Consider the following 23,434-nt stretch of genomic DNA (forward strand, 5'->3'; position numbering starts at 1 on the left):
CATTGATACCGGGATAATAAATCGCCTTTAAAGTGAAGGTAACGTTAGATGATTCCGGACCTTGGCGGCGCGGCGGCAAGCCTCCCGCAGCATCCGGCTCCAGCCAACTGAATCCCGGGTAGAGACAAGGAGAAAACCCTCTTTACGCCCTCAGGCGCAGGGACCTTATGGTTCCGGCAGGCCTTGTGCGGCGCATGGAAGGGTTTTTTTGTGCTGTCCGCCGCCGGATAACGGGCTGCCCTCTGCCGGGCCTCATCTTCCGACCCCACTCAAGGAGGTAACACATACGGATGAAAAAAGCAAAACGATTGCTGAATGTAATCGTCGGCCTTTCGCTGCTGAGCGGACTGGTTGTTCTGCCGGCAGGACCGGCAGCGGCGGCGGAAACGGGCAGAGCGGAAATGCAGGCTGCCCGGACACTGACGGCCCCCGCCATTGACGGGCGGCTGGACGAATCCTTTTGGAGCATCTCGGAGCCGCTGAACGTACGGACCGACCCGGCTTCCGGCGACGACCACCGGTTCGGCCTGCTGTGGGACGACACCTATTTATACATAGGAGTGCAAATGGATGATAATACGCCCATTTCGGACGCCAGCGGGTATTGGTTTGACCAGGACAATATGAATCTGTTTTTTGACCCGACGCTGCACCGTTCGTCCCCGTACGCTCCGGACGATATGCAGATCGGCATCGTATACGGCGAAGACGGGAGCACGCCCGATTTCCGGTTTGGCGCGGCTTTGAACAACCATGCGGGGAAAGACGAAAAAAAGGTGCTGCGTTCGGTACACGCCACGGAAACAGGATGGAGCGCGGAGCTTGCGGTGCCGTGGGAGATGCTGAATCTCGATCCCCGGCTGAACCGCCAGTTCGGTCTGGAGGTTGGAGCGACCAACCGCTATGACGCTGCGGACCCGGCCAAACAGCGGACAAGCTATTGGAGCGCCTACCGGTCCTCCAGCTTCTGGAACGATACCTCCGGCTACGGGGTTGTGACGCTGAACGGCGAACAGCCGGTATCCGGCAGGGTGAATCCGGTGCTGTTCGAGGAAAACTTCGATAGCCTGGAGGAAGGCGCGGCACCGCCGGGATGGATTGTGGATACGAATGCCGGCAGTCCGCCGTTTACGGTGACACGGGACACGTATTCCGTCACGGACGCCACCTATCGCGAAATGGCAACCTACCGCGAAACGGCAACCGAAGCGGTGTACACGAACGGACGGCTCCGCTTCAACGGTGCCGCCGCGGGTCTGCAGTCCCGCATAACGGCTCCCGTGCAGGGCGACCACTACACGGTGGAAGCGGATGTCCGGTTTGATAAGGTGCTGAATGGCGCACGCTGGGCAGCGCTGATGTTCCGGGTGCCGTCCAACGGCAAAGCGCCGTATAACCAGATGGCCGTAAGGCAAAACGGTGCTTACGAATTCGCCTACCGCAAGCCGGACAACAACTGGAATGTGGCGAAAAACGGCACGTGGCAGCCGCTGGAGCTTGGCAAAGACTACACACTGAAGGTCAGAGTGTTCGGAGACCGTGTAAAGGAATATATCAAGCCGAAGGACGCAGCGGAATTCACCGAGCTGATGGATGCCAAATTCAGCGACACGCTGCTTGAACGGGGTAAAGTTGGCTTCCAGGCAGACCAGACGGATGTGTCGTTTGACAATCTGAAGGTTACCCGCCTGACCGCCGACCGGCTGGAGCTGAAGCTTCCGGACACGGCCGAAGCGCTGACCGGACCGATGACGGCCACAGGCGCCGTCTACTATTCCGACGGTCTGGAGGAGCAGCTTACGGGGCAGGAGATCAAGCTGTATTCTTCCGACGAAAACGTCATCCGGATTGTAAATAATCAGCCGGTGCCGCTGAAGGAAGGAGAAGCAACGGTTACCGGCGTGTATTATCAGGCGGAGGCAAGCGTCCGGGTCAAGGTATCGCCGTCCGCCACCGGAGCGAAGGTGCTGAAGCTAACTCACGATACCGGCTATATTTTAGCGGATGCCGGGGAGGCCATTGCGCTTGCGGACCTTGAATTTGGCGCTGAATTCAGCGACTACACGTCAACCCGGATGAGCGGAGCGGAGCTGGAATGGAAGCTGGATAACGAAGAACTGTCAGCTGCGGACGGAAAACTGATGGTCAAGCAGCCTGGCGTATATCAAACCGTTGCGCACAAGGACGGCGCTGAGGTTCCGCTGACGATTGTGGCAAAAGCAGCGGATGCTAAAGAATATGTGCTGTACGAAGAAAACTTCAATCAGCTCGCGGACGGCACACTGCCTGAAGGCTGGACACGTAAACAAGGAGCTTCGGCAGGCACGGCGGGCGTATCCGGCGGGGCGTTTGTGATGAATGCGGGGGCTGCGCCGGACAACCCTTCGCGCGTTATTTTGCCTGATTATCTGAAGCTGTTCGGCAATTATGTGATTGAAGCGGATGTGGCAAATACAGCGGCAAACAATACCAGCCGGTGGAACTCCATCATGTTCCGTATTCAAAATGATGATTACCCCTATTACCAGATGGCGGTCCGCAAAGAGCCGTCGGTATATAACGGTGTGGAGTTTGCCGAACGGACGGCGGGCAACCAGTGGAATGTCATGGAGCGCGGCTCTTACACCGAACCGATGAAGGAAGGCGAATCCCTGCATTATACGATAAAAACGTACGGCAACCGCGTACAGGAATTTATCGGCGATCTGATGATCATCGACTCGATTCAGGGAACCGCCTACAGTAAAGGCGGCATCGGCTTCCAGGCGGACGGCAGCACCATGCGGATCGACAACGTCCGGGTTACGCTGCTGGAGGAGCCGCTGCCTGCACCGGCGATTGCTCCTTTTGTGAAGGTGGCGGAGCCGGATACCCGGATTGCGCTTGCGCCAACGGTTGTGACAGACATCGTCTACAAGGATGACCTGTCCAAACTGGCAGGGGACAAGCTGCCGGCGACGGCGATTTTTCACCTCAACCGGGAGCTGCAGGTGATTGAACGCGGCGGCGCGGACGTGATTTCGAGCCTGGATGAAGCGCTGGCTGCAGTGGACAAAAAAGTGATTCCGGCGTTTTATGTAACCGATGCGCTGGCGGTCGACCGGCTTGTTCACGAGCTGCGTTCGCGGGGAGTGGAAGACGTGTTTATCGTCTCCGATCAGGCGGAGCTGGTTAAACGGGCAAGAGCCGCTTACCCGATGATCCGGGGCGTAATCGATTTCACCTCGCTTAGCGGGGCGACGCCCGACAAGCTGATGGAAATCCGCCGCCAGACGGCGGCAAGCCAGGCCCGGGTTGCGCTGCTGCCGGCCGGGGCAGCTACCCGCGAAAATGTGGCTTACCTGCAAAAACGCGCAATTATGGTTTGGGGGCAGGAAGCGCCGGACGCGGCCGGATCAACGCTGCCGCTGCACCGCCTGATTACGGCGGGCGCCAACGGTATGGTAACCGTTTCGCCTGCTGCAGCGCACGAAGCGCTTAAGGTGTACAACCGGGACACCACGCTGATCCGCAAAGTCTATATGATCGGCCACCGCGGCATGCCGTCGGTATCGCCGGAGAATACAATCGAAAGCAACGTGCTGGCGCTGGATGCGGGCGCGGATTACATTGAAAACGACATGTTCCTGACCAAAGACGGCCATCTGATCATCACTCACTCTTCGGTGCTGGAGACAACGACGGACGGCAGAGGGGCGGTTGAAAATTTTACGCTCGAAGAGCTGAAAACCTACAACGCCAACAAGCCGTATCCGGAAGGATTCCCGCTTGTCCGCATGCCTACGCTGGACGAGCAGCTGGAGCTGGCCCGCAAACGAGGCCGGATGCTGTACGCCGAAATCAAGACGCAGACGCCGGCGGCGGTGGACGCGTTTGTGCGGACAGTTAAAGCGCATAACGCCGAGGATATCGTTAACGTGATGTCGTTTTATCCGGCCCAGCTGGAGCGCCTTGCGGCGCAGATGCCGGAGCTGCCGGCAGGGCTGCTGACCGGTTATATCGCAAGCGAAAACAACGTGGAAGGTTCGCTGCGCGACACGCTGAAGACGTTGTCCAAGCTGAACTGGACCTACAATACCGATTTCAGCGGACTGGGTCCGAAGTTCATGGAAGCGGCCAAACACCGCGGCCTGCTGATCTCGCCTTGGACGTTGAACAAACGGGATGATATCATCAAATATTTTAAAATGGGCGCGTTTGGCATTACGACCGACTATACGTATTACGCTTCCGACTGGGCGGCTTCTCTGTCTGCGCCGGAGACCCGGATTGAGCTTGCCCCGGGAGAGACGCGGAAGCTGTACGCCGAGGCGGAGACCTATAAGGGCGACAAAATCAAAGTCGAGCCGGAGGTGGTGCTCATCAGCGGCCAGGCGGCGCAGGCGGAAGGCAGCGCGGTGAAGGCTGCCCAGGCCGGAACATCCTATGCGCTGCTGCGTTATTCGGCTGCGATTGAAGGCGGCGGCACGTACGATTTGTACACGCAGCCGGTGGCGATTGTGGTCGGCGGCGGGGATACGCCGGGCGGGGAGAACCCTGGCGGCGGAGACACGCCGGGCGGGGAGAATCCCGGCGGTGGAGACACGCCGGGTAACGGCAACCCCGGCGGTGGAGATACGCCGGGTAATGGCAACCCCGGCGGCGGAGATACGCCGGGCAATGGCAATCCCGGCGGCGGAGACACGCCGGGCAACGGCAACCCCGGCGGCGGAGATACGCCGGGTAACGGCAACCCCGGCGGCGGCACAGCGCCGGGCACCAGCACTCCCGGCGGCACAGGAACCGCCGGAAACACAGCCGGCGCTGTAACCGCGCCGGGCGCAGCGGCCCCGGCCGGGGCGACCCTGGAAGCCGCAGGCGGCGCCGTCACAGCCGGCGACCTGCAGCGCGCCTTCCAGTCGCACGACCGGGTGACGGTCCGCTTTGCCGGAGACACGCTGACGCTCCCGGCAGCCGCGCTGCTGGATGCCGCCGGACGCGCCGGCACCGAGCTGACCGTGGCCTCCGCGGATAGTGCAGCCGGCTACAGACTGCCGCTGCTTCAGCTTGCGCAAGCGCTGCGAGGTCAAGCCGGCGAGCTGCCAAACCTTGTCTTTACCGTCCGCGTTTTGAGCGGAGCCGAAGCGGATGCGGTCCGCACAGCGGCAGGTAAGACGGGCGGCGCCTTGGCTGGACCGGCTGTTGAATTCGGCCTGCGCATCGCAGGCGGCAGCGCCGGAACGGGGCAAGAGCTTCGTATCCAAGGCATGTCCCGTTATATTAAACTGGACGGCCTCAGAGGCGGAACAGCGGCCCCGGCCGTATACGATTCCGCAGCAGGCACACTGGCCTTTACGCCAGGCCGCTCGGGGAACACAGGAGAAATCGTATTGACGCATGGCGGAGGTGGAATCTATACCGCCGTTACCCGAAATGTGCCGTTCACCGATATGAACGGACATTGGGCTGAACGCGAAGCGGAGAAGCTGGCAGGCAGACTGCTGCTGAACGGCACCGGAAGCGGGGCGTTCGAGCCTGGACGTGCTGTAACCCGCGCGGAATTTGCGGCCATGCTGACCCGGGCGCTGGGACTGCCTGTGCCGGATGCGGCCGGAACTGTTCCGACGATGTCCGACGTAGAGGCAACCGACTGGTTTGCGCCTTATGTAGCGGCGGCAGCCCAGGCGGAGTTAATTGGCGGCTACGGTGATGGCACCTTCCGTCCCGATGCGTCCGTCACGCGGGCCGAGCAGGCGGCGATGATGGCCCGGGCGCTCCGTTATGCGGGGCTGGATCAGGCTGCAGCCGGGAACGGTTCCGGGGGCGGAGTTGACCGCTTCAAGGACGCCGCGGCGGTCCGCTGGGGCAAGGAGGACTGGAACACAGTGCTCCGTGCAGGATTGTTTGGCGGGGTAACCGCCGATACGCTGCAGCCTGAAGCGAAGTCGACGCGTGCCCAGTCGGCGGTGCTGCTGCACCGTTTCCTGACCACAGCCGGGTATATCGACTAAAGCTTTTTTTCAAAGAAACAGTCCGGGCATGCGGGTTTGGCGCATGCCCGGTTTTGACGTAAGGGTAAGAAAGCTGGACAAGCCGCGGCGAGTTTATCCAGCCCTGATAATCGGCTTATATAATAGAAGATAAACCGCACAGGAGGAGGCATCAGAATGAAAAACGGGCTGTTTGCGGGAACCGCGGGCAAAACCATTATTCCGGCGGTGCGCAAGCCGGAGGATCTGGCGGCTGCCTGCCGCAGCGAGTGGCCGATCTTGTTTCTGCTGACCGGCAATCTGTTCACCGTGGAGGATTACGTCCGCGAGGCGAATGAATCAGGCAAAAAAGTATTTTTACACGTCGACTTTCTCGCCGGATTGGGGACCGATCCCGTTGCCGTGGAGTATATCGCGGACCGGGTGCGTCCGGCCGGTATTATTTCAACAAAAAGCCATATGGTGAAGCAGGCCAAAAAATGCGGACTTCAGGCTATCCAGCGCCTGTTCCTGATCGACACCTCCGCGCTGGAGCACGGCATCCATACGGTGCGGCAGAACCGCCCCGATGCGCTTGAAGTGATGCCCGGCCTCATACCGAGGGTAATCGGAGAGCTCAGCGCAAGCACTTCGCTGCCCATTATTGCCGGAGGACTGATCAAGGACCATGCGGAGATCGAAACGGCGCTTCAAGCGGGGGCGGCCGCGGTGTCCATGGGCAACAAAAGCCTGTGGCATTCTTTTGCAAAAGCTTAACCCAGCGTTAATATTCGCATAACACGGCGGACGTATAGTAAGAGTGCACACAGTTATCTGTAATTTCATATCAAAGGGTCGGAGACGAGGAGAAAGCCCTTATGCAGGATCGTACAAGCCGCAGGCGCAGTTTGCCATGCAAGCTTCTATGGTGCTGGATAACGGGCTTTTTTGTGTTGTCCGTCCGCTGTAAAGGAGGCTGTACCATCGTTGCCGGACACGCTGTCATTTGAGACCTACTTTTTCGATCTGGACGGCACCATTTTTTTGGGTGACGTGCTGCTGCCCGGCGTGCAGGAAACGCTGCGTCATTTAAGAAGCTTGGACAAAAAAGTGCGGTTTCTCACCAACACCACCATCCGTACGCGGAGGGACTGCCGGGACCGGCTCCATGCGCTGGGGCTTGAAGCACTGGAGGAGGAAATCGTCACGGCGGGCTTCGTATCCGCCGCCTATTTCCGGGAGATGGAGGGCGTTCTCCGCGTGATGGTCGCGGGGGAGGAAGCGCTGCTCGCCGAGATGGCGGAGGCGGGCATTCCGATGACCAATGACCCGGCAGAGGCCACCCATGTACTGGTGGGCATGGACCGGGCATTTGATTATGCGAAGCTGCATTTGGCGATGACCGCCGTCCGCCGCGGGGCGCTGCTTGTTGCGGCGAACCCCGACCCGAACTGCCCGGTGGCCGGGGATTTGATTCCGGACACCTGGTCGATGGTCAAAGCGATTGAGGCTGCAAGCTGCGGCACGGTGCACGCGGTGATCGGCAAACCTTCCGCCTACTATGCGGCCAAGGTGCTGGAGTGGAGCGGGATGAGCGGGGACCGCTGCCTGATGGTCGGCGACCGGCTGGATACCGACATCCTGTTTGGCGCAAGCCACGGGATGCGGACGGCGCTGGTACTGACCGGGGCATCGTCCCGGGAGGATGCAGCGGGGTTCCCCGTTGCGCCGGATTATATCTGGACGTCCCTGGACGAGATGCTGCCGCTGCATGCGGGGCCTGAGGCGGCTGGGTGAGCGGGCCGTTTCGGCTGTAGTGCGTGGGCCTCGAATGCAGCATGTGCGAGCGGCCTCGCAGTAACACAGGCTGCCTCGGGTGCAGCCCCGGCAGAGTAACATGCTGCCCGGCTACCCGCGTACACCTGCTGTCTTAGCTACCGCACGGCTTGCCTCGCAAGCAGCCCGGCAGTGCAGCATGCGGCCTCGGCTTCCCGGCGTACACCGGCTGCCCGGCGCATCGTCCGGCGCCGTATCTGGTACCGTCCGACTCACCCCCAAGCACTGCCTGCTTCAAAAAACACGGGAATTTAACAGCGGCTTTACCCTGATCTGACGAAGGGAACAAACGCGTTTGGTAGAGTGGAAGACATGCCGGTCGTCTATAGCGGCGCGTCTTCTGTTAACGGCCTGTTTGCCCCGGTACCGGGCGAGGCTTCCCGGCGGCACCCATACGAGCAAAGATGGCTTCATCCCGGCTCGCGGGTGGTCTGCCAAAAAGCCCGCCCGGGCAGGGCGGCATGCCGGTTATACACAATATGATGTGGAGGAGATTGACGTTATGCAAAAGTGGAGTGCGAAGGTATTGGCCGCGGCGCTGGGATTATCCCTGCTGGCGGGCTGCGGCGGCGGAAACGCCGGCAATTCGGGATCAGGTTCCGGATCGGGCAGCGGCGGAAACGTAAATGCGGGCAAAAGCGAAGTGCAGGCCGCTTCTGCGGACAGCGGCAAGAAAACCGAGTTGACCTTCTATTACCCGATCGCAGTCGGCGGTCCGCTGACGGCAACCATCGAGGCGATGACGGCCGATTTTGAAGCCGAGCATCCGGACATTGACGTGACGCCGGTTTATACCGGCAGCTACGCGGACACGGCGGTGAAAACCCAGGCGGGCGTGCAGGCAAAACAGCCGCCGGATGTGGCTGTGCTGCAGTCGACCGAGCTGTTCAGCCTGCTCGATATGAACGCGATTGTTCCGCTGGATGATTTTATCGCCAAAGAAGGCGGAGACCAGTACCTGTCCGATTTTTATCCGGCCTTTATGGCGAATTCCCAAACGGACGGACACACGTACAGCATCCCGTTCCAGCGCAGTACCATTGTGCTCTACTACAACAAAGACATGTTTAAGGAAGCGGGACTTGATCCCGAGAAGGGACCCGCCAACTGGGAGGAAATGCAGGAATATGCGGTTAAGCTGAAAAAAGAAGGCCGCTTCGGCCTTGAGATTCCCGTAACCGGCTTTGCTTATTGGATGATGCAGACCTTCGCGCTGCAGAACGGGGAAAACCTGATGACGCCGGACGGCAAAAAAGTCATGTTCGACACGCCGGAGAACGTAGAAGGCCTGCAGTACTGGGTTGATCTGGCCGCGAAGCACAAGGCGATGCCGGAAGGCGTAACGGACTGGAGTACGGTGCCGTCCGATTTCCTGGAAGGCAAAACGGCGATGATGTACCACACGACAGGCAACCTGACCAATGTGAAAAAGAATGCCACCTTTGACTTTGGCGTCAGCTTCCTGCCGGCCAAAAAGCAGTACGGCAGCCCGACGGGCGGCGGCAACTTCTATATTTTCAAAGACACGGCTCCGGAGAAGCAGCAGGCAGCATGGGAGTTCGTAAAATTTATGACAGAAACCGAACGTGCAGCGCAGTGGAGTATCGACACCGGTTATGTGGCGGTCCGCAAATCGGCGTATGAAACCGAGCGGATGAAGACCTATGCATCCGAGTTCCCGGCGGCGCTGGTGGCCCGCGATCAGCTACAGTATGCGGCGGCTGAGCTGTCCACGCACAACAACGGCAAAGTTATGAAAATTCTGAGCGACAACGTCCAGGCGGCGCTTACCGGCGGGCTGTCTCCGGCCGACGCGCTGAAGAAGGCGCAGACCGAAGCCGATCAGGCGCTGGCGTCCTTCAACAAGTAGCATGGCCGGAAGCCGATGGAGAAACAACGGGTTCGCCTGGCTGCTGCTGCTGCCCTCCCTGGCGTTCCTGGCACTGTTTACGTTTTACCCGATTTTTCTTACGCTGCGGTTAAGTCTGTACCAGGCCGATCTGGCCGTGCCGGAGCCGGTGTTCGCCGGATGGGATAATTTCCGCCGGCTGGCGGACGACGAGGTCTTCTGGAAGGTCATGGGCAACAACACTTTGTTTGCGGTGGGGACGGTTCCTGCGGGAATCGCCCTGGCCCTTCTGATGGCGGTGTTCGCCAACAAGGCGCTGCGCGGGAAAGGCCTGATGCGGACGGCGTTTTTTTATCCGACTCTGATCCCGATGATCGCAGCGGCCAATATCTGGCTGTTCATCTATACGCCGGAATACGGGCTGATGAGCCGGATGCTGTCGTGGACGGGGCAGGCGGAGCTGAACTGGCTTGGCACGCCGGGTCTTGTGATGTGGGCGATGATCTTTATGATCATTTGGAAGGAAGCGGGCTACTTTATGATTTTTTATCTGGCCGGTCTGCAAAATATTCCGAAAGAGCTCTACGAAGCGGCTCAGATGGACGGCGTGGGTGCTTTTACCGTGTTCCGCAAAATCACGTTCCCGCTCCTCATGCCCACCACACTGTTCGTCAGCATCGTCGCCTTAACGAATGCGTTTAAGCTGGTCGATCACCTGATGATTATGACCCGGGGCGGCCCCAACAACTCCAGCAATCTGCTGCTCTATTACATTTATGAGACGGCGTTCAGCTTCTGGGACCAAGGCATGGCTTCGGCGCTGACTGTCGTGATGATCGGATTGCTGCTGTTGTTCGCGGCGGTTCAGTTCTTCGGGCTGGACCGGAGAATTCATTATCATTGATCCCGGAAGTCTGGATGCTCCGGGAGGAAAGGCTTGGCTTATGCCGATAAAATGGACGCCGAGAATCGGCAATTCCCTGATGCTTGTGCTTGCGGTTGTCTGGCTGGTACCGCTCGTCTGGATGACGGTTACGGCTTTCCGGCCGCGCCAGGCGGCACTGTCGGGCTTCTGGTCGGCGGATTTTACCCTCGGCAATTTCTCGACCGTATGGTCCGCCGCGCCGTTTGGGATGTATTACCTGAATACGCTGCTGATCGTCGTCGGCGTGTTTGCGGTGCAGATGCTGACCGCGACGATGGCCGCTTATGCGTTTGCGCGCGTGCCGTTTGCTGGGAGCGGTATTGTGTTTCTCCTGTTTTTGGCGCAGATTATGATCCCGGCCGATGTGCTGATTTTTCCGAACTACAATATTCTGAAGCAGCTGTCGCTGCTGGATACGAAGCTGGGGATTATGCTGCCGTATCTGGCTTCGGCCTTCGGCATCTTTTTACTCCGCCAGGTGTTCAAGACGATCCCCTACGAGCTGGAGGAAGCGGCTTTGATGGAAGGCTGCAGCCGGTGGCAGGTGCTGTGGAGAGTGTACTTTCCGCTGTCCCGGCCGACTTATGTCGCGTTTGCGCTTGTGTCGATCAGCTATCAATGGAACAACTTCCTGTGGCCGCTCATTGTCACGAATTCGGTGGAGAACCGTCCGCTTACGGTCGGTCTGTCCATCTTCGCCCAGTCGTTTGAGGTTGGGGTGCAGTGGACCGAAGTCAGCGCTGCCACGCTGTTGGTGATTGCGCCGCTGCTGCTAATTTTTCTTGTTTTTCAGCGGCAGTTTATCGACAGCTTTATTCATTCCGGAATTAAATAAAAGAGGTCCAGCCCGCTTTCCGCCCGACGGAAGCGGGCCGTTCCGATACGAAGGAGAAATGCTGATGATAGCCCGGGAGAACTGCTCCGTATCTACTTATGCTTATATCGACCGCCCCTTGTCCGAAGCAGTCCGGCTGCTGGCGGAGGACGGATGGAAGCGGATTGAAATTATGTGCGAGGGCCGGCACGGCGAACTGCTCGCCTGGCCGGAGGAACAGCTTGAGACGCTGAAGCGTACCGGAGAGGAATACGGTATCCGGTGGAGCATCCATGCGCCAATCACGGGCTGCAATCCGGCGTCTGCGGACCCGGAAACCGCCGCGGACTCCGAAGCGGTACTGCTGGAGACGCTTCGCATCGCGGAACGGCTGGGCGGCGGTTGTGTAGTGCTCCATGCGGGCAGCGCGGAGGAAGGGGCGGAGGAACGGTACCAGCAGATCGAGGAACGGCAGGCGAAGGAGCGGATCGCCGCATTCCTTACCCGCGTCCTGGAGCGGACGCCGGAGGGCAAAGCGGTGATCGCGCTGGAGAATGTTCCTCCTTACCCCGGGCTGTACGGGATTGAGGTTTCGTTCCTGCTGGAGATTGCCGATAAGGTGAATTCCCCGCGCGTGGGTCTCGTGTTTGACGCGGGGCATGCGCATATGACCGGGCCGGGCCGCTGTCTCTTCCTGCTGCAGCAGGCGATGCCTCGGCTGGTCTCGCTGCATCTCAGCGACAACCGGGGACAGGAAGACGAACACCTCGGCCTTGGCGGAGGCAGCGTCCCGATCGAAGCGATGGTTGCCTGGCTGTCAGCCTGCCGCTATTCGGGCGACTGGGTGCTGGAGCTGCGGCGGCCGGAGGAGCTGCTGGTATCCGCAGTCCGGCTGCACAGCTTGAGGGGGCAGTTTCCGGACGGCTATCAGGGGCAGGCGAAAACGGAGATAGGCATATAAGTTTTTTTCGCTTCTCCCGGACCGGCGGGGGAAGTTTTTTTATATTTTCATGCGGGTGGGGGCTATTTATAATGAAGGACATAAGCTGGGATTCCGCTGACGCAGCCGGAGAATAGGAGTTATTGAACAGACACGGAGCGGTCCAGGATTGATGGAAAATGAGGCCAGAACCGCAGGACCCGTTTGTTAGGCACCGCAACTCGGAATTTGGGTTTGTTTTTGATAGCGCTAACAAACTTACGGAGCAAAGCGGTATAGGTTTAGGACATCCATTACACCGATTACAGGAGGATTTGGACCAATGATCAGCACGAACAAAACGCTTCAACCGAGCCTGGACTGGCTCAGCGATGTTTCCATTTACCGGGTGAACCGCGAGCAGGCGCATTCGGATCACCGCTACTACGAGACGATGAATGAAGCGCTGAAGGACGGACCCATGCCGCTGCGCCACAGCCTGAACGGAATGTGGAAATTCAGCTACGCGGTTCATCCCGCGTCCCGCGCGGCCGGCTTCCACCAGCCGGAGTTCGACTGCTCGCCTTGGCCGGACATTGAGGTTCCCGGACATATCCAGCTTCAGGGCTGGGGTACGCCGCAGTACGTCAATACGATGTATCCCTGGGACGGCTTAAGCGATGTCCGTCCTCCGGAGCTTCCGCAGGATTATAATCCGGTCGGCAGCTATGTGAAGCATTTTCGTCTTCCGGAACGTCTCGGCGGCGGCAAACGCGTGTTTATTTCGTTTCAGGGAGTCGAGTCCGCGTTTTTCGTTTGGCTGAACGGGCAGTTTGTCGGATATGCGGAAGACAGCTTCACCCCTTCCGAATTTGAGCTGACGCCGCACCTTCAGGATGGGGACAACAAGCTGGCGGTTGAGGTGTATCAGCGCAGCACCGGCAGTTGGCTGGAGGATCAGGATTTTTGGCGGTTCTCCGGCATCTTCCGCGAGGTGTACCTCTATGCGGTGCCCGCAATGCATATCCGCGATTTGTCTGTGCGGGCCGAGCTTGACGGCGAGTATCGCGAAGGAACCGTGCGGGTGGAACTTGAGCTGCTTGAAGCCGCAGCCGGGTCGGTGCGTGCGGTGTTGATCGACGCTTCGGGCGCCGAGGTGGCTCAGGCCGAAGGGCCGGTCGGAAACGGCAGGGCTGTGCTGCAGATTCCCGCCGGAACGGTGCGGCTGTGGAGCGCCGAACAGCCTTATTTATACCGGGTCTGCCTGTCGCTGCTTGATGCCGGCGGACAATGCGTGGAGGCTGTGGTGCAGAAGACGGGGTTCCGGCGGTTCGAGCTGAAGGATTCCCTGATGATGCTGAACGGCAAACGAATTGTTTTTAAAGGCGTTAACCGCCATGAATTCAACTGCCGCCGGGGCCGGGCGATTACCCGGGAGGATATGCTGCAGGATATCCGGACAATGAAGCAAAACAATATCAACGCGGTCCGCACCTCCCATTATCCAAATCAAAGCCTCTGGTATGAGCTGTGCGACGAATACGGTCTGTATGTCATCGACGAGATGAATTTGGAGAGCCACGGTTCGTGGCAAAAGCTCGGCGCGGTGGAGCCGTCCTGGAACGTGCCGGGGGACCTTCCGGAATGGGAAGGCATTGTGATGGACCGGGCGGAGTCCATGCTGCTGCGCGACCGGAATCATCCGTCGGTGCTGATCTGGTCGTGCGGGAACGAATCATACGCTGGGGAAGTCATTCTTAACGTTTCACGTTATTTCCATGATGCCGACCCGGGCCGGCTTGTTCATTACGAAGGCGTGTTCCATAACCGGAAATTCGACGCGGCCAGCGATATGGAGAGCCGGATGTATGCCAAACCCGCGGATATCGCCAACTATCTGGAGAATGCTCCAGGCAAACCTTACATCAGCTGCGAATACATGCATGCGATGGGCAATTCGATCGGCGGGATGCATAAGTATACGGAGCTGGAGGACCGGTATCCGATGTATCAAGGCGGATTCATTTGGGATTACATCGACCAGGCGCTTATCCGGGAAGACCGGTATGGCCGTGAATATCTTGCGTACGGCGGGGATTTTGGCGACAGGCCGACCGACTACAGCTTTTGCGGAAACGGCATTGTGTTTGCAGACCGGACCGTAACCCCCAAGATGCAGGAAGTAAAGGCGCTTTATCAAAATATCCGGCTGCAGCCGGACCGGGACAATGTCCGAATCCGTAATGGCAACTTGTTCATCGGCACCTCGGACTATGAGCTGCGAATTCGCCTGTTGTATGAGGGCCGGGAACAATTCGTGTACCAGCAGTGCGCCGATGTTGCTCCGCTTGAGGAAACGGTGTTTCCGCTTGAGCTTCCATCCCTGGAGGAAGCAGGAGAATACAGCATCCAGGCTTCCATGGTGCTGAAGGACAACACGTTGTGGGCGGAAGCGGGGCATGAAGTGGCTTTTGGCGAGCATGTCTTCCGTGTGGAAGGGATAGAAGGCCAGGAAGCTGCTGGAGCCGTTGTAGTTGCAGGAGCTGCAGGAGCCGCAAGAGCCGCTGAGGTCTCAGGAACTGCTGAAGCCGCAGGAACTGCTGAAGTCCCAGGAGCTGCTGAAACCGCAGGAACTGTTGATACTGCAGGCATAAAAACTGCGGCGGATGCGAATGGCGTCGGGAAGCCGAAGGTACCTGCCGGTTCGCTGCGGATTGTGGAAGGCGATGTGAATATCGGGGTGATGGGCGAAGGGTTCACCGTTCTTTTTTCGAAGGGAGCCGGCTCGCTTGTTTCGCTCCGCTACGGCGGCCGCGAGCTGATTGCCGTCCCGCCGCAGCCGCAGTTCTGGCGGGCGTCGACCGACAATGACAAAGGAACGGCAATGGGATATCATGCCGGCGTCTGGTTCGCCGCCAGTCTGGCGCGGAAATGTACCGCGGTTAACCTGAGCAAGGGAGACGGGCAGGCCACCGTGAGTTTCGATTACGTATTCAGCATCAGCCCGGATGCCGGGATGACTGTGGAATACTGCGTATACGCCGACGGCCGGATCAAGGTCCGGGCATCCTACCGCGGAGCCGAAGGCCTGCCGGATATTCCGACGGTAGCGTTGTCCTTTAAAATCCCCGCCGCTTACAGCGAGTCGGCATGGTATGCAATGGGCCCGGAGGAGAATTACAGCGACCGGGTGCATGGAGCGCGGCTGGGCCGCTTCCGCCGGAGTGTACACGAATTGTCCGCGCCGTATCTGGTGCCGCAGGAGTCAGCCAACCGGACCGGCGTCCGCGAGGTCCGCATTACCGACAGCCTGGGTCATGGTTTGGAGATCCGGTCGCTGCCGGGGCGTCCGGTTGAGTGCTCGCTGTCGCCTTACACCGCTTTTGAATTGGAGAATGCCGCTCATGTATGGGAGCTACCGGAGGTACATTATACGGTGGTGACGATAGCTGGACGTCAAATGGGCGTGGGAGGCGACGACAGCTGGGGCGCGCCGGTCCATGAGGAATACCGCATTCCGGCAGACGAGGACTTAACGTTTGAATTCCTGCTCGCCCCCGCTTTTCCCGGCGATGAACCCATGAAATAAGAGGCTGAGAAATTGAGCGTCCGCCTGTGCGTACAAAATTTGTATGCACAGGCTTTTTTATGGGCACAAGGTTAATTTTTTGTAATAATTATCTGGAAATAGCCGGACTATTTTTGTAAGACCCTAGAACGATAAAGGGAAAAATAGTTACAAAAAATTAAGGATTATAGACCTAAAATGAAGCGGTTACTTCCATTTTCTGTGAACGCAGCCATTCCCAATGGCAGATTTTAACGGGTGCAAACCCTCGGGAATTATTTTAACGTTGTACAGGCGGCCGGGACGCCCCGTCCCTGGTCCGCTTGTCGACAAGCCGGAAAAGAGGCCATTACGCACGTTCACGTCCTATATGGCAGTTAGCTGCGTTCACGAAATGGCGTACATAGGGGACAGGCAGCATGCAGGAGAAAAAAGGGAGCCGGATACGGACTCCCGGGTACTACCACCCAGAGGAGGAAAAAGACCAGTGACAGTAAAACCGAGATTGAAGCTTCGCGGCTTGCTGACGGCAGCGATTTTGAGCATCGCCGTTATGATGCCGCAGCAGGCGGCCTTCGCGGCTGCGGCCGGAACCCATACGGACCGGCCTTGGCTGGACTCATCCCGCTCTCCGGAGGAGCGGACCGGGCTCTTGCTTGAGGAAATGACCCTGAAGGAAAAAGTGGATTTTGTAACAGGCAACGTAAATAACTTCTACGGGTTCTACAACGCGCCGGTGGAGCGGCTGGGAATTCCCGCGCTGACGATGGCGGACGGCCCAACCGGTGTGCGCATCGCCAACCCGGATATTCAGAATAAACAATCCACGGCCTTCCCTGCGCCAATGGCGCTCGCGGCAACCTGGAACACCGAAACGGCCGGCAAATACGGCGATCTGGTGGGGAATGAAGCATTTCACACCACGCACAACGTCCTGCTTGGACCGGGCTTCGACATTGCCCGTCTTCCATGGGGCTCCCGTAACTTTGAATCGCTTGGCGAAGACCCGCTGCTGCAATCGAAGCTTGGCGTTGCTTATGTGAATGCAGTACAGAGCTACCCGGTTATCGCCACAGCCAAACACTATCTGCTGAACAATCAGGAAACGGACCGTTTTACCGTCGACTCCCGGGCCAGCGAACGCGCGATGATGGAGATTTATACCCGTCCTTTTGCGGCTGCGGTCAAGGAAGCAGGACTTGGATCGGTCATGTGTTCGTTTAACAAAATCAACGGGGGAGCCGCGTGCGAGAACCCCGAGGCGCTCACGACGATGCTGCGGGACCGCATCGGCTTTGAAGGCTTTGTGATGAGTGACTACGGCGCAAATCTGAGCACCGTGGAATCTGCCATGGCCGGACTGGATCTGGAAACCCCGGGCGAACCTTACGGCAAGTGGGGCAGCCAGCTTCTCGCCGCTGTGGAAAGCGGCAAAGTGAGCGAGGAGCGGATCGATCTGATGGCCGGCCGGACGCTGGAGCAGATGTTTCAAAAAGGATTGTTTGAGCAGCCTGCGGTCAACGAACAAATTCCGGCAAAAGCCCACGGCGCAGCCGCACGGGAAATTGCCGAAGAAAGTATGGTGCTGCTCCAGAACAACAATAAGCTGCTGCCGCTTGACGGCAGCAAGCTGAAGTCGATTGCTGTTATCGGGCCGGATGCCGATACGTATACCACAGTCGGCGGCAGCTCGCTTGTGAATCCGACCTATACGGTCAGCGCGCTGCAAGGAATTAAAGACCGCGCCGGAAACGGAGTGCGCGTCGAATATGCGCCGGGCACCGATCCGGTCGGAACCGGCGATATCGTCAACGGGCCGGATGCCGTTCCTTCTTCCGTATTGTCTTCGGGAGGGTATGGAGAGAAAAGCGGACTTCGCGCCGAATACTGGACCAACAACAAAATGGAAGGCGAGCCGTCGCTTGTCCGTACGGATGGACAAGTGAATATGAATCTTGGCTTCTACAACTTTGACGGACTTAACGGCCAGTCTTCCAAACTGCCTGCGACGCCGGGCGATTTGAACGGCCTGATGTCCGCGCGCTGGACAGGTTTTGTGACCGCTCCACAGACCGGGGAATACAACTTGTCGGTGACGAGCACAGGCTCGGCCAAGCTGTATCTGGACGGCAAGCTGATCGCCGAAAACACAAAGGAAACGCTGGAAACCCAAAAAGCTGCGGTTCAGCTGAAAGCGGGCGAACGCCACGAAGTAAAAATAGAATACAGCACTCCTTATAGACCCGGCCTTTCGACCGACTTTGGCGGCATGATCCGTTTCGGCTGGGAGCCGCCGGCCAATGCAGTGGAAAATAAGATGCAAAAGGCCGTTGAGCTGGCCAAAAAATCCGACGTGGCCGTTGTGGTTGTGCGGACGTACGAAAGCGAAGGGTATTTTGACCGCTCCGACCTGGAGCTGCCTAACAACCAGAGCCGTCTGATCTCCAAAGTGGCGGCGGCTAATCCGAAAACCATTGTTGTGTCAATGAGCGGCCGCGCGGTGGAAATGGACGGTTGGCAAAAAGATGTAGATTCGATTGTACAAGCATGGTACGCAGGCCAAGAGCAGGGTAACGCCATTGCCAGCGTGCTGTTCGGTGACGTGAATCCTTCCGGCAAGCTGCCGGTTACGTTCCCGGTTAACGAAGAGCGTACGCCGGTTGCTTCGGAGCAGCAATTCCCGGGCGTAAACCGCGTCTCGGAATACAGCGAAGGCGTGATGGTCGGTTACCGCGGCTTTGAGCAGGCGGGCATCAAGCCGGCATTCGCTTTTGGACACGGTTTGTCTTACACGTCGTTTGAATACCGGAACGCGAAGGTGAAAGTCAGCGGGCCTGCTAATAAGCAGACCGTCAAAGTTGCGCTTAACCTGCGCAACACCGGGGACGTTGCAGGCGCCGAAGTGGTGCAGGTGTACACCGGCAAGCTGCCGACGGCTGCCGCCACGGCGCCGAAGCAGCTCGCGGGATGGAGCAAGGTGGAGCTGAAGCCCGGCAAACAGCAGCGGGTCGAGATTGAACTCGACGCCAAGGCGCTGTCTTATTGGGATGAAGCGAAGCATGAATGGGTGATGCCGAATGGAAAAGTGCCGATCTACGTGGGCAGCTCTTCCTCCGACATCCGCCTGACTACAAGTGTTACGGTGGGCAGTCCTTCGGGCAAATAACGAAGGCGCCCTGTTAAGGAAGCCGGAGCGGCAGCGCTCCGGCTTCTCGGCGTAACGGCAAGGAGGGTCTGCCGTGAGCAGATGGATCAAAACGGCAGGAGCACTGGCCGCGGCCGTAGTGCTGCTGCTCGCAATCAGCCGATCCGGTTCCCCGGAGGCGTCCGTCCGCGCCGAGATCTGGCTGACCACCTCCGACCAGAAGCATCTGTTGGAGCTTCAGCCTGAGGCGGTTTTTAGAGCGGAGCCTGAAGGGATAGAGCAAGCCTATTCTCCTGCACCGGGTGAGGGAATGATGCAGGGGAACGGACCGGAGGACGGAGAGATAGAAGGTGAAGGAGTACAGGCCAATAGGGTGCAGGGCGAAAGGCGGCAAGATGAAGGTGCACCAAGTGAAGGACTGCAAGGAATAAGCCGGCCTGTCCGGATTGAAGTGAAGCCGGAGCGCCGGTACCAGACGATCCAGGGCTTTGGCGCGGCGATGACCGGTTCAAGCGCCTATCTGATCGGTCGGAAGCTGAGTGAGCCGCAGCGGGAAAAGCTGCTGCAGGAGCTTTTTACGCAGGAAGGCATCGGCTTGAGTTATGTCCGGCATACAATTGGCGCTTCCGATTTCTCCGTAGACGGGAACGGGCAGCCCGCGAGCTACACTTACGACGATACCTTGGAAGGAACACAGGATTTTGAACTGAAAAATTTTTCGGTCGAACGCGATATGGAGGTCATTGGGCTGCTTGGACGGATTGTCCGTCTGAACCCGGCGGTTAAAGTGATGGGAACGCCGTGGACTGCGCCGCCCTGGATGAAATACGGCGAAGCGGTTCATTCCGGCTGGTACCTGGATTACACAAACGAACGGGTATACGAGGCGTATGCGGAGTATTTTGTCCGTTATATTCAGGCGTATGAAGCGGCGGGCGTTCCGGTTGATGCGGTCACGGTGCAGAACGAACCGGAGTTCACTTCACCGGATTATCCGACAATGAGCATGGGTGCGCAGGAACAGACAAAGTTCATCGGGGACTATCTGGGTCCTGCGTTTGAGCGGAATGGAATTGGCACCAAAATCATCGCATTTGACCACAATTGGGACATCGGCGAACGTTATGCGCAGACCGTGCTGTCCGATCCCGGCGCTGCCCGGTACACGGATGGAACGGCTTATCACTGTTACGCAGGCGAACCGGAAGCAATGGGCCGGGTACATGCGGCGTTTCCGGACAAATCCATTTATTTTACGGAATGCAGCGGCGGCAATTGGAGCGGCGAATTTGGCGGCAGCTTTGCCTGGATGATGTCGAAGCTGATTATAGGCGCTACCCGCAACGGGGCGGAAACCGTGCTCATGTGGAATCTGGCGCTGGACCCGGAGGGGGGCCCCGCAAACGGCGGCTGCACCGATTGCAGAGGTGTCGTGACGCTGGATCCCGCGAATGGGAAAATTGTCCGCAACCCCGAATATTACGCGCTTGGTCATGCGTCCAAATTTGTCCAGCCGGGCGCGGTCCGGATTGGCTCCTATTCACCGGAGGGAACTTCGCCGAAAGGAACTTTGCCGGAAGGATCGGTTGTTCACACAGCCTTCCGGAATCCGGATGGAAGTATAGTATTGATTTGCGCCAATACCGGCGATGAGCCGGAGACGGTGGAGGTCGTGTGGGACGGCAGAAGCTTCGCTTATCCGCTATCGGCCGGATCAGCTGCGACGTTCCAGTGGGAGCCGTAGGGATGGAAAACGTCTGAGGTCAAAGACGCCGATAGCCGATATAGATGAAACAAATTACAAGGCCGCCCAACCGGAGAGCTTCCGGACCGGGCGGCCTTTTGCCTGCTTAACGATTCAGGTCATCCATTATTTTACATACTGAAAGATCAAGCCTGTTAACGATTCTGCCGCGTTGCAAAGAATGATACAGTGGCGCATGCAGGATGAAGCCTGCCGTTTTGGCTGACCATTACCTGCTGGCGGGATAAGCGAGATTCTTGTTAATGGACGAACGAAGCGGCCTGTGGCTACACTAGGCGGTGCAGGGGAGGGGCGGACGGCAGCTGGCCGGAACCCGCCCGCCCTAATTCAAGGCCAGCGGGAAGGGGACGCATATGACCACGCTTACGAGGGAATCGCTTGAACAGCGTATGGAGCGGGTGATCGGGCAAATGAAGGAGATGAAAGGGTCGATCAAAGAGACGGCTCCCATCGGGATCATCTCCATGGACAATTGGGAATGGCCCCAGGGGGTCGGATTGTTTGCGCTGTATTTGTATTACCGTGAGACGGGGGATGCCAAGCAGCTCGAATTTTTGACAGACTGGTTCGACCGCAGGATCAAGGAAGGGCTGCCGCCCAAAAACGTAAATACGATGTGCCCCATGCTTACGCTGACTTATCTTGCGGAAGAAACCGGGCGCGGGGATTATCTGGAGCTGTGCAAAAGCTGGCTGCATTATGTCATGCGGGAGATGCCCCGCACGGAAGAAGAGGGCATTCAGCATGAAGTGAGCGGCGCGGCCAACGAAGGCCAGCTGTGGGACGACACGCTGTATATGACGGTGCTGTTTGTTGCCCGGATGGGTCTTTTACTCAAGGACGAGGAGTGTGTGCAGGAGAGCATTCGGCAGTTTCTTGTGCATCTGAAGTATTTGACCGATCCCAAAACGGGATTGTTTTTTCACGGCTGGACGTTTGAGGGGAATCATCATTTTGCGGAAGCGCTGTGGGCAAGAGGGAACTCCTGGTATACCGCAGGGCTGGTGGACTACCTGGATATGGCCGGGCTGCCGGTAGGCGTGGAGCGGTTTTTGCTGTCCTCGCTGGAGCGGCAGGTGCGGAAGCTCACCGAGCTGCAGTCTCCGGAAGGCGCGTGGCACACGCTGCTGGACGACCCGGACTCCTATCTGGAAACTTCGGCGACCGCGGCTTTTGCCTATGGCATGCTGAAGGCGGTCCGGCAGGGCGTGCTGGATGAGCGGTACCGCGAGCCGGCGTGGAAAGCGTTCGAATATGTGCTGGGACAGATCGGCGAGGACGGTGTGGTGCAGGGCGTCTCTTACGGGACGGGAATGGGGGGCACCCTGCAGGAATACCGCGACATTCCAATCTGCCCGATGCCGTACGGCCAGTCGATGACGCTGCTTCTGATGGTGGAGGCGATGAAGCATGTCTGAATGGGGTGCAGCACGGCCTGGCGGTCAGGCGGGAATGCCTAAATGGGATGCAGAACAGCCTGGCGGTCAGGCGGGAATGCCTGAATGGAGCACAGCAAGGCCTGATGAACAGGCAGGAATGCCTGAGCCGAGCACGGTATGTCCTGCCGGGAAGGCAGCTGCCGCCGTCGCCTTCCACAATGTCAGCGAGCTTGAACCCGCGCCGGGCGGCGGCGTGTACCTGCGCCGGTTTCCCCGGTCCGTAAGGGAGAAGCTGCTGCATGAACGCGGCCGCTTTATTGCGGGGGAGTCGGCCGGGTGTGAAATCCGCTTCGTCACGGCAGCGGGAAATGTGCGGGTAACCTTGTGTTTGCCGGAAACGGACGGGATGGTGACGGTATACAAGGGAAGTCTGTTTCACTCCGAACACCGGCTCGCCGCAGGGACGATAAGAACGCTGCAGTTGGCGGAACCGCCCCGGCTGGCCGATGCGCCTCGGGAGCGCTTGAGCGGGTCCGGGTTCGCTCCCGAAGTGTGGCGGATTGTGTTTGGCCGTTACGTTTGCATCTACCATGGCATCGAAACGTTCGGCCACCCGGTCCGCCCGCCAGCCCCTGGCGAGACGCCTGCGCTGAAATGGATCGCGTACGGCTCGTCGATCACGAACGGCGGCGAAAACAGCAGCATGGCCTATATCGCCCAGGCGGCGAGAAGGCTGAGGGCGGATGTCCGGAATCTGGGGATGAGCGGATCGTGCATGTGCGAGCCGGTGATCGCCGATTTTTTGGCGGAGGAGGAAGACTGGTCCATGATGACCCTGGAACTGGGCGTGAACATGCGGGATAATACGCCGCCGGAGCAGTTCCGGGAGCGGGTCCGGTATATGCTGGAACGGCTGCACGCGGCCCATCCCGGCAAGCCGCTGTTTTTAATTACGATCTATCCGAATTTTGCTTCCTTTCCGGATCATCCGGTGCACGGGACCGACGAACAGTTTAACCGCATTTTGAGGGAGGAGGCGGAACGGCTGAACTCCCCCGATTTGCACCTGATTGAAGGGGATACAGTGCTGACCGACATGGGAGACCTCAGCTGCGACCTGATCCATCCGGGCGATAACGGCCATATTCTGATGGGCGGGAATCTTGCACATCGAATCGCCGAAAAACTGCGTGGTTACGCGGTTTTACCGCAATAAACAGGAAAACTGAATATTGCCGGAGATGCCCCGGACAGCGTATCTTGGGGACATGAAACGGCCATTTCAG

Annotated in this window: 12 protein-coding genes; all 12 read left to right on the forward strand. The window is 58.7% G+C overall.

What is annotated here, in order from left to right; translation table 11 throughout:
- The first annotated feature begins 290 nt into the window (after nt 1-290).
- The 12 genes from ACE6ED_RS01870 to ACE6ED_RS01925 all read left to right on the forward strand — a co-directional run bounded on the left by ACE6ED_RS01870 (nt 291) and on the right by ACE6ED_RS01925 (nt 23,364).
- The gene (locus ACE6ED_RS01870; RefSeq protein WP_410825250.1) at nt 291-5,990 is read left to right on the forward strand and encodes a glycerophosphodiester phosphodiesterase family protein; all 5,700 of its coding nucleotides are present in this window, start codon (nt 291-293) and stop codon (nt 5,988-5,990) included.
- 156 nt (nt 5,991-6,146) lie between these two features.
- Entirely contained in the window at nt 6,147-6,725 is a 579-nt protein-coding gene (locus ACE6ED_RS01875; RefSeq protein WP_410825251.1) for a glycerol-3-phosphate responsive antiterminator, read from the forward strand.
- 210 nt (nt 6,726-6,935) lie between these two features.
- A complete protein-coding gene (locus ACE6ED_RS01880; RefSeq protein ID WP_410825252.1) occupies nt 6,936-7,745 on the forward strand; it encodes an HAD-IIA family hydrolase in 810 nt (269 codons plus the stop codon).
- A 541-nt stretch (nt 7,746-8,286) separates the two neighbouring features.
- On the forward strand, nt 8,287-9,654 hold the full coding sequence (locus ACE6ED_RS01885; protein WP_410825253.1) for an ABC transporter substrate-binding protein: 1,368 nt from the start codon (nt 8,287-8,289) through the stop codon (nt 9,652-9,654).
- A 1-nt stretch (nt 9,655) separates the two neighbouring features.
- Nucleotides 9,656-10,537, forward strand: a complete 882-nt coding sequence (locus ACE6ED_RS01890; RefSeq protein WP_410825254.1) for a carbohydrate ABC transporter permease — start codon at nt 9,656-9,658, stop codon at nt 10,535-10,537.
- A gap of 40 nt (nt 10,538-10,577) precedes the next feature.
- A complete protein-coding gene (locus ACE6ED_RS01895; protein ID WP_410825255.1) occupies nt 10,578-11,393 on the forward strand; it encodes a carbohydrate ABC transporter permease in 816 nt (271 codons plus the stop codon).
- Between the two features lie 64 nt (nt 11,394-11,457).
- Nucleotides 11,458-12,333 (forward strand): sugar phosphate isomerase/epimerase family protein, encoded by an 876-nt coding sequence (locus tag ACE6ED_RS01900; RefSeq protein ID WP_410825256.1) that lies wholly within the window; start codon nt 11,458-11,460, stop codon nt 12,331-12,333.
- A gap of 301 nt (nt 12,334-12,634) precedes the next feature.
- Nucleotides 12,635-15,880, forward strand: coding sequence for a beta-galactosidase, LacZ type (lacZ, locus tag ACE6ED_RS01905; protein ID WP_410825257.1), 3,246 nt, complete (start codon nt 12,635-12,637; stop codon nt 15,878-15,880).
- A gap of 466 nt (nt 15,881-16,346) precedes the next feature.
- Nucleotides 16,347-19,025: a glycoside hydrolase family 3 C-terminal domain-containing protein gene (locus ACE6ED_RS01910; RefSeq protein WP_410825258.1), complete on the forward strand. Its 2,679-nt coding sequence runs from the start codon at nt 16,347-16,349 to the stop codon at nt 19,023-19,025.
- A 73-nt stretch (nt 19,026-19,098) separates the two neighbouring features.
- Nucleotides 19,099-20,748, forward strand: coding sequence for a glycoside hydrolase family 30 protein (locus ACE6ED_RS01915; protein WP_410825259.1), 1,650 nt, complete (start codon nt 19,099-19,101; stop codon nt 20,746-20,748).
- A gap of 374 nt (nt 20,749-21,122) precedes the next feature.
- Nucleotides 21,123-22,187 (forward strand): beta-galactosidase BglB, encoded by a 1,065-nt coding sequence (gene bglB / locus ACE6ED_RS01920; protein ID WP_410825260.1) that lies wholly within the window; start codon nt 21,123-21,125, stop codon nt 22,185-22,187.
- Nucleotides 22,180-23,364, forward strand: coding sequence for an SGNH/GDSL hydrolase family protein (locus ACE6ED_RS01925; protein ID WP_410825261.1), 1,185 nt, complete (start codon nt 22,180-22,182; stop codon nt 23,362-23,364). Before bglB ends, ACE6ED_RS01925 begins: the two co-directional genes overlap by 8 nt.
- The last annotated feature ends 70 nt before the right edge of the window (nt 23,365-23,434 follow it).

Origin of the sequence: Paenibacillus nanchangensis (genome assembly GCF_046543445.1) — a bacterium.
GTDB lineage: Bacteria > Bacillota > Bacilli > Paenibacillales > Paenibacillaceae > Paenibacillus_AQ > Paenibacillus_AQ nanchangensis.

Bases quoted from the DNA above. Each gene is read 5' to 3' on its own strand.
- ACE6ED_RS01875 (WP_410825251.1), top strand. From the start codon at position 6,147: ATGAAAAACGGGCTGTTTGCGGGAACCGCGGGCAAAACCATTATTCCG.
- ACE6ED_RS01895 (WP_410825255.1), top strand. From the start codon at position 10,578: ATGCCGATAAAATGGACGCCGAGAATCGGCAATTCCCTGATGCTTGTG.
- bglB (WP_410825260.1), top strand. From the start codon at position 21,123: ATGACCACGCTTACGAGGGAATCGCTTGAACAGCGTATGGAGCGGGTG.
- ACE6ED_RS01890 (WP_410825254.1), top strand. From the start codon at position 9,656: ATGGCCGGAAGCCGATGGAGAAACAACGGGTTCGCCTGGCTGCTGCTG.
- ACE6ED_RS01925 (WP_410825261.1), top strand. From the start codon at position 22,180: ATGTCTGAATGGGGTGCAGCACGGCCTGGCGGTCAGGCGGGAATGCCT.
- lacZ (WP_410825257.1), top strand. From the start codon at position 12,635: ATGATCAGCACGAACAAAACGCTTCAACCGAGCCTGGACTGGCTCAGC.
- ACE6ED_RS01885 (WP_410825253.1), top strand. From the start codon at position 8,287: ATGCAAAAGTGGAGTGCGAAGGTATTGGCCGCGGCGCTGGGATTATCC.
- ACE6ED_RS01900 (WP_410825256.1), top strand. From the start codon at position 11,458: ATGATAGCCCGGGAGAACTGCTCCGTATCTACTTATGCTTATATCGAC.
- ACE6ED_RS01870 (WP_410825250.1), top strand. From the start codon at position 291: ATGAAAAAAGCAAAACGATTGCTGAATGTAATCGTCGGCCTTTCGCTG.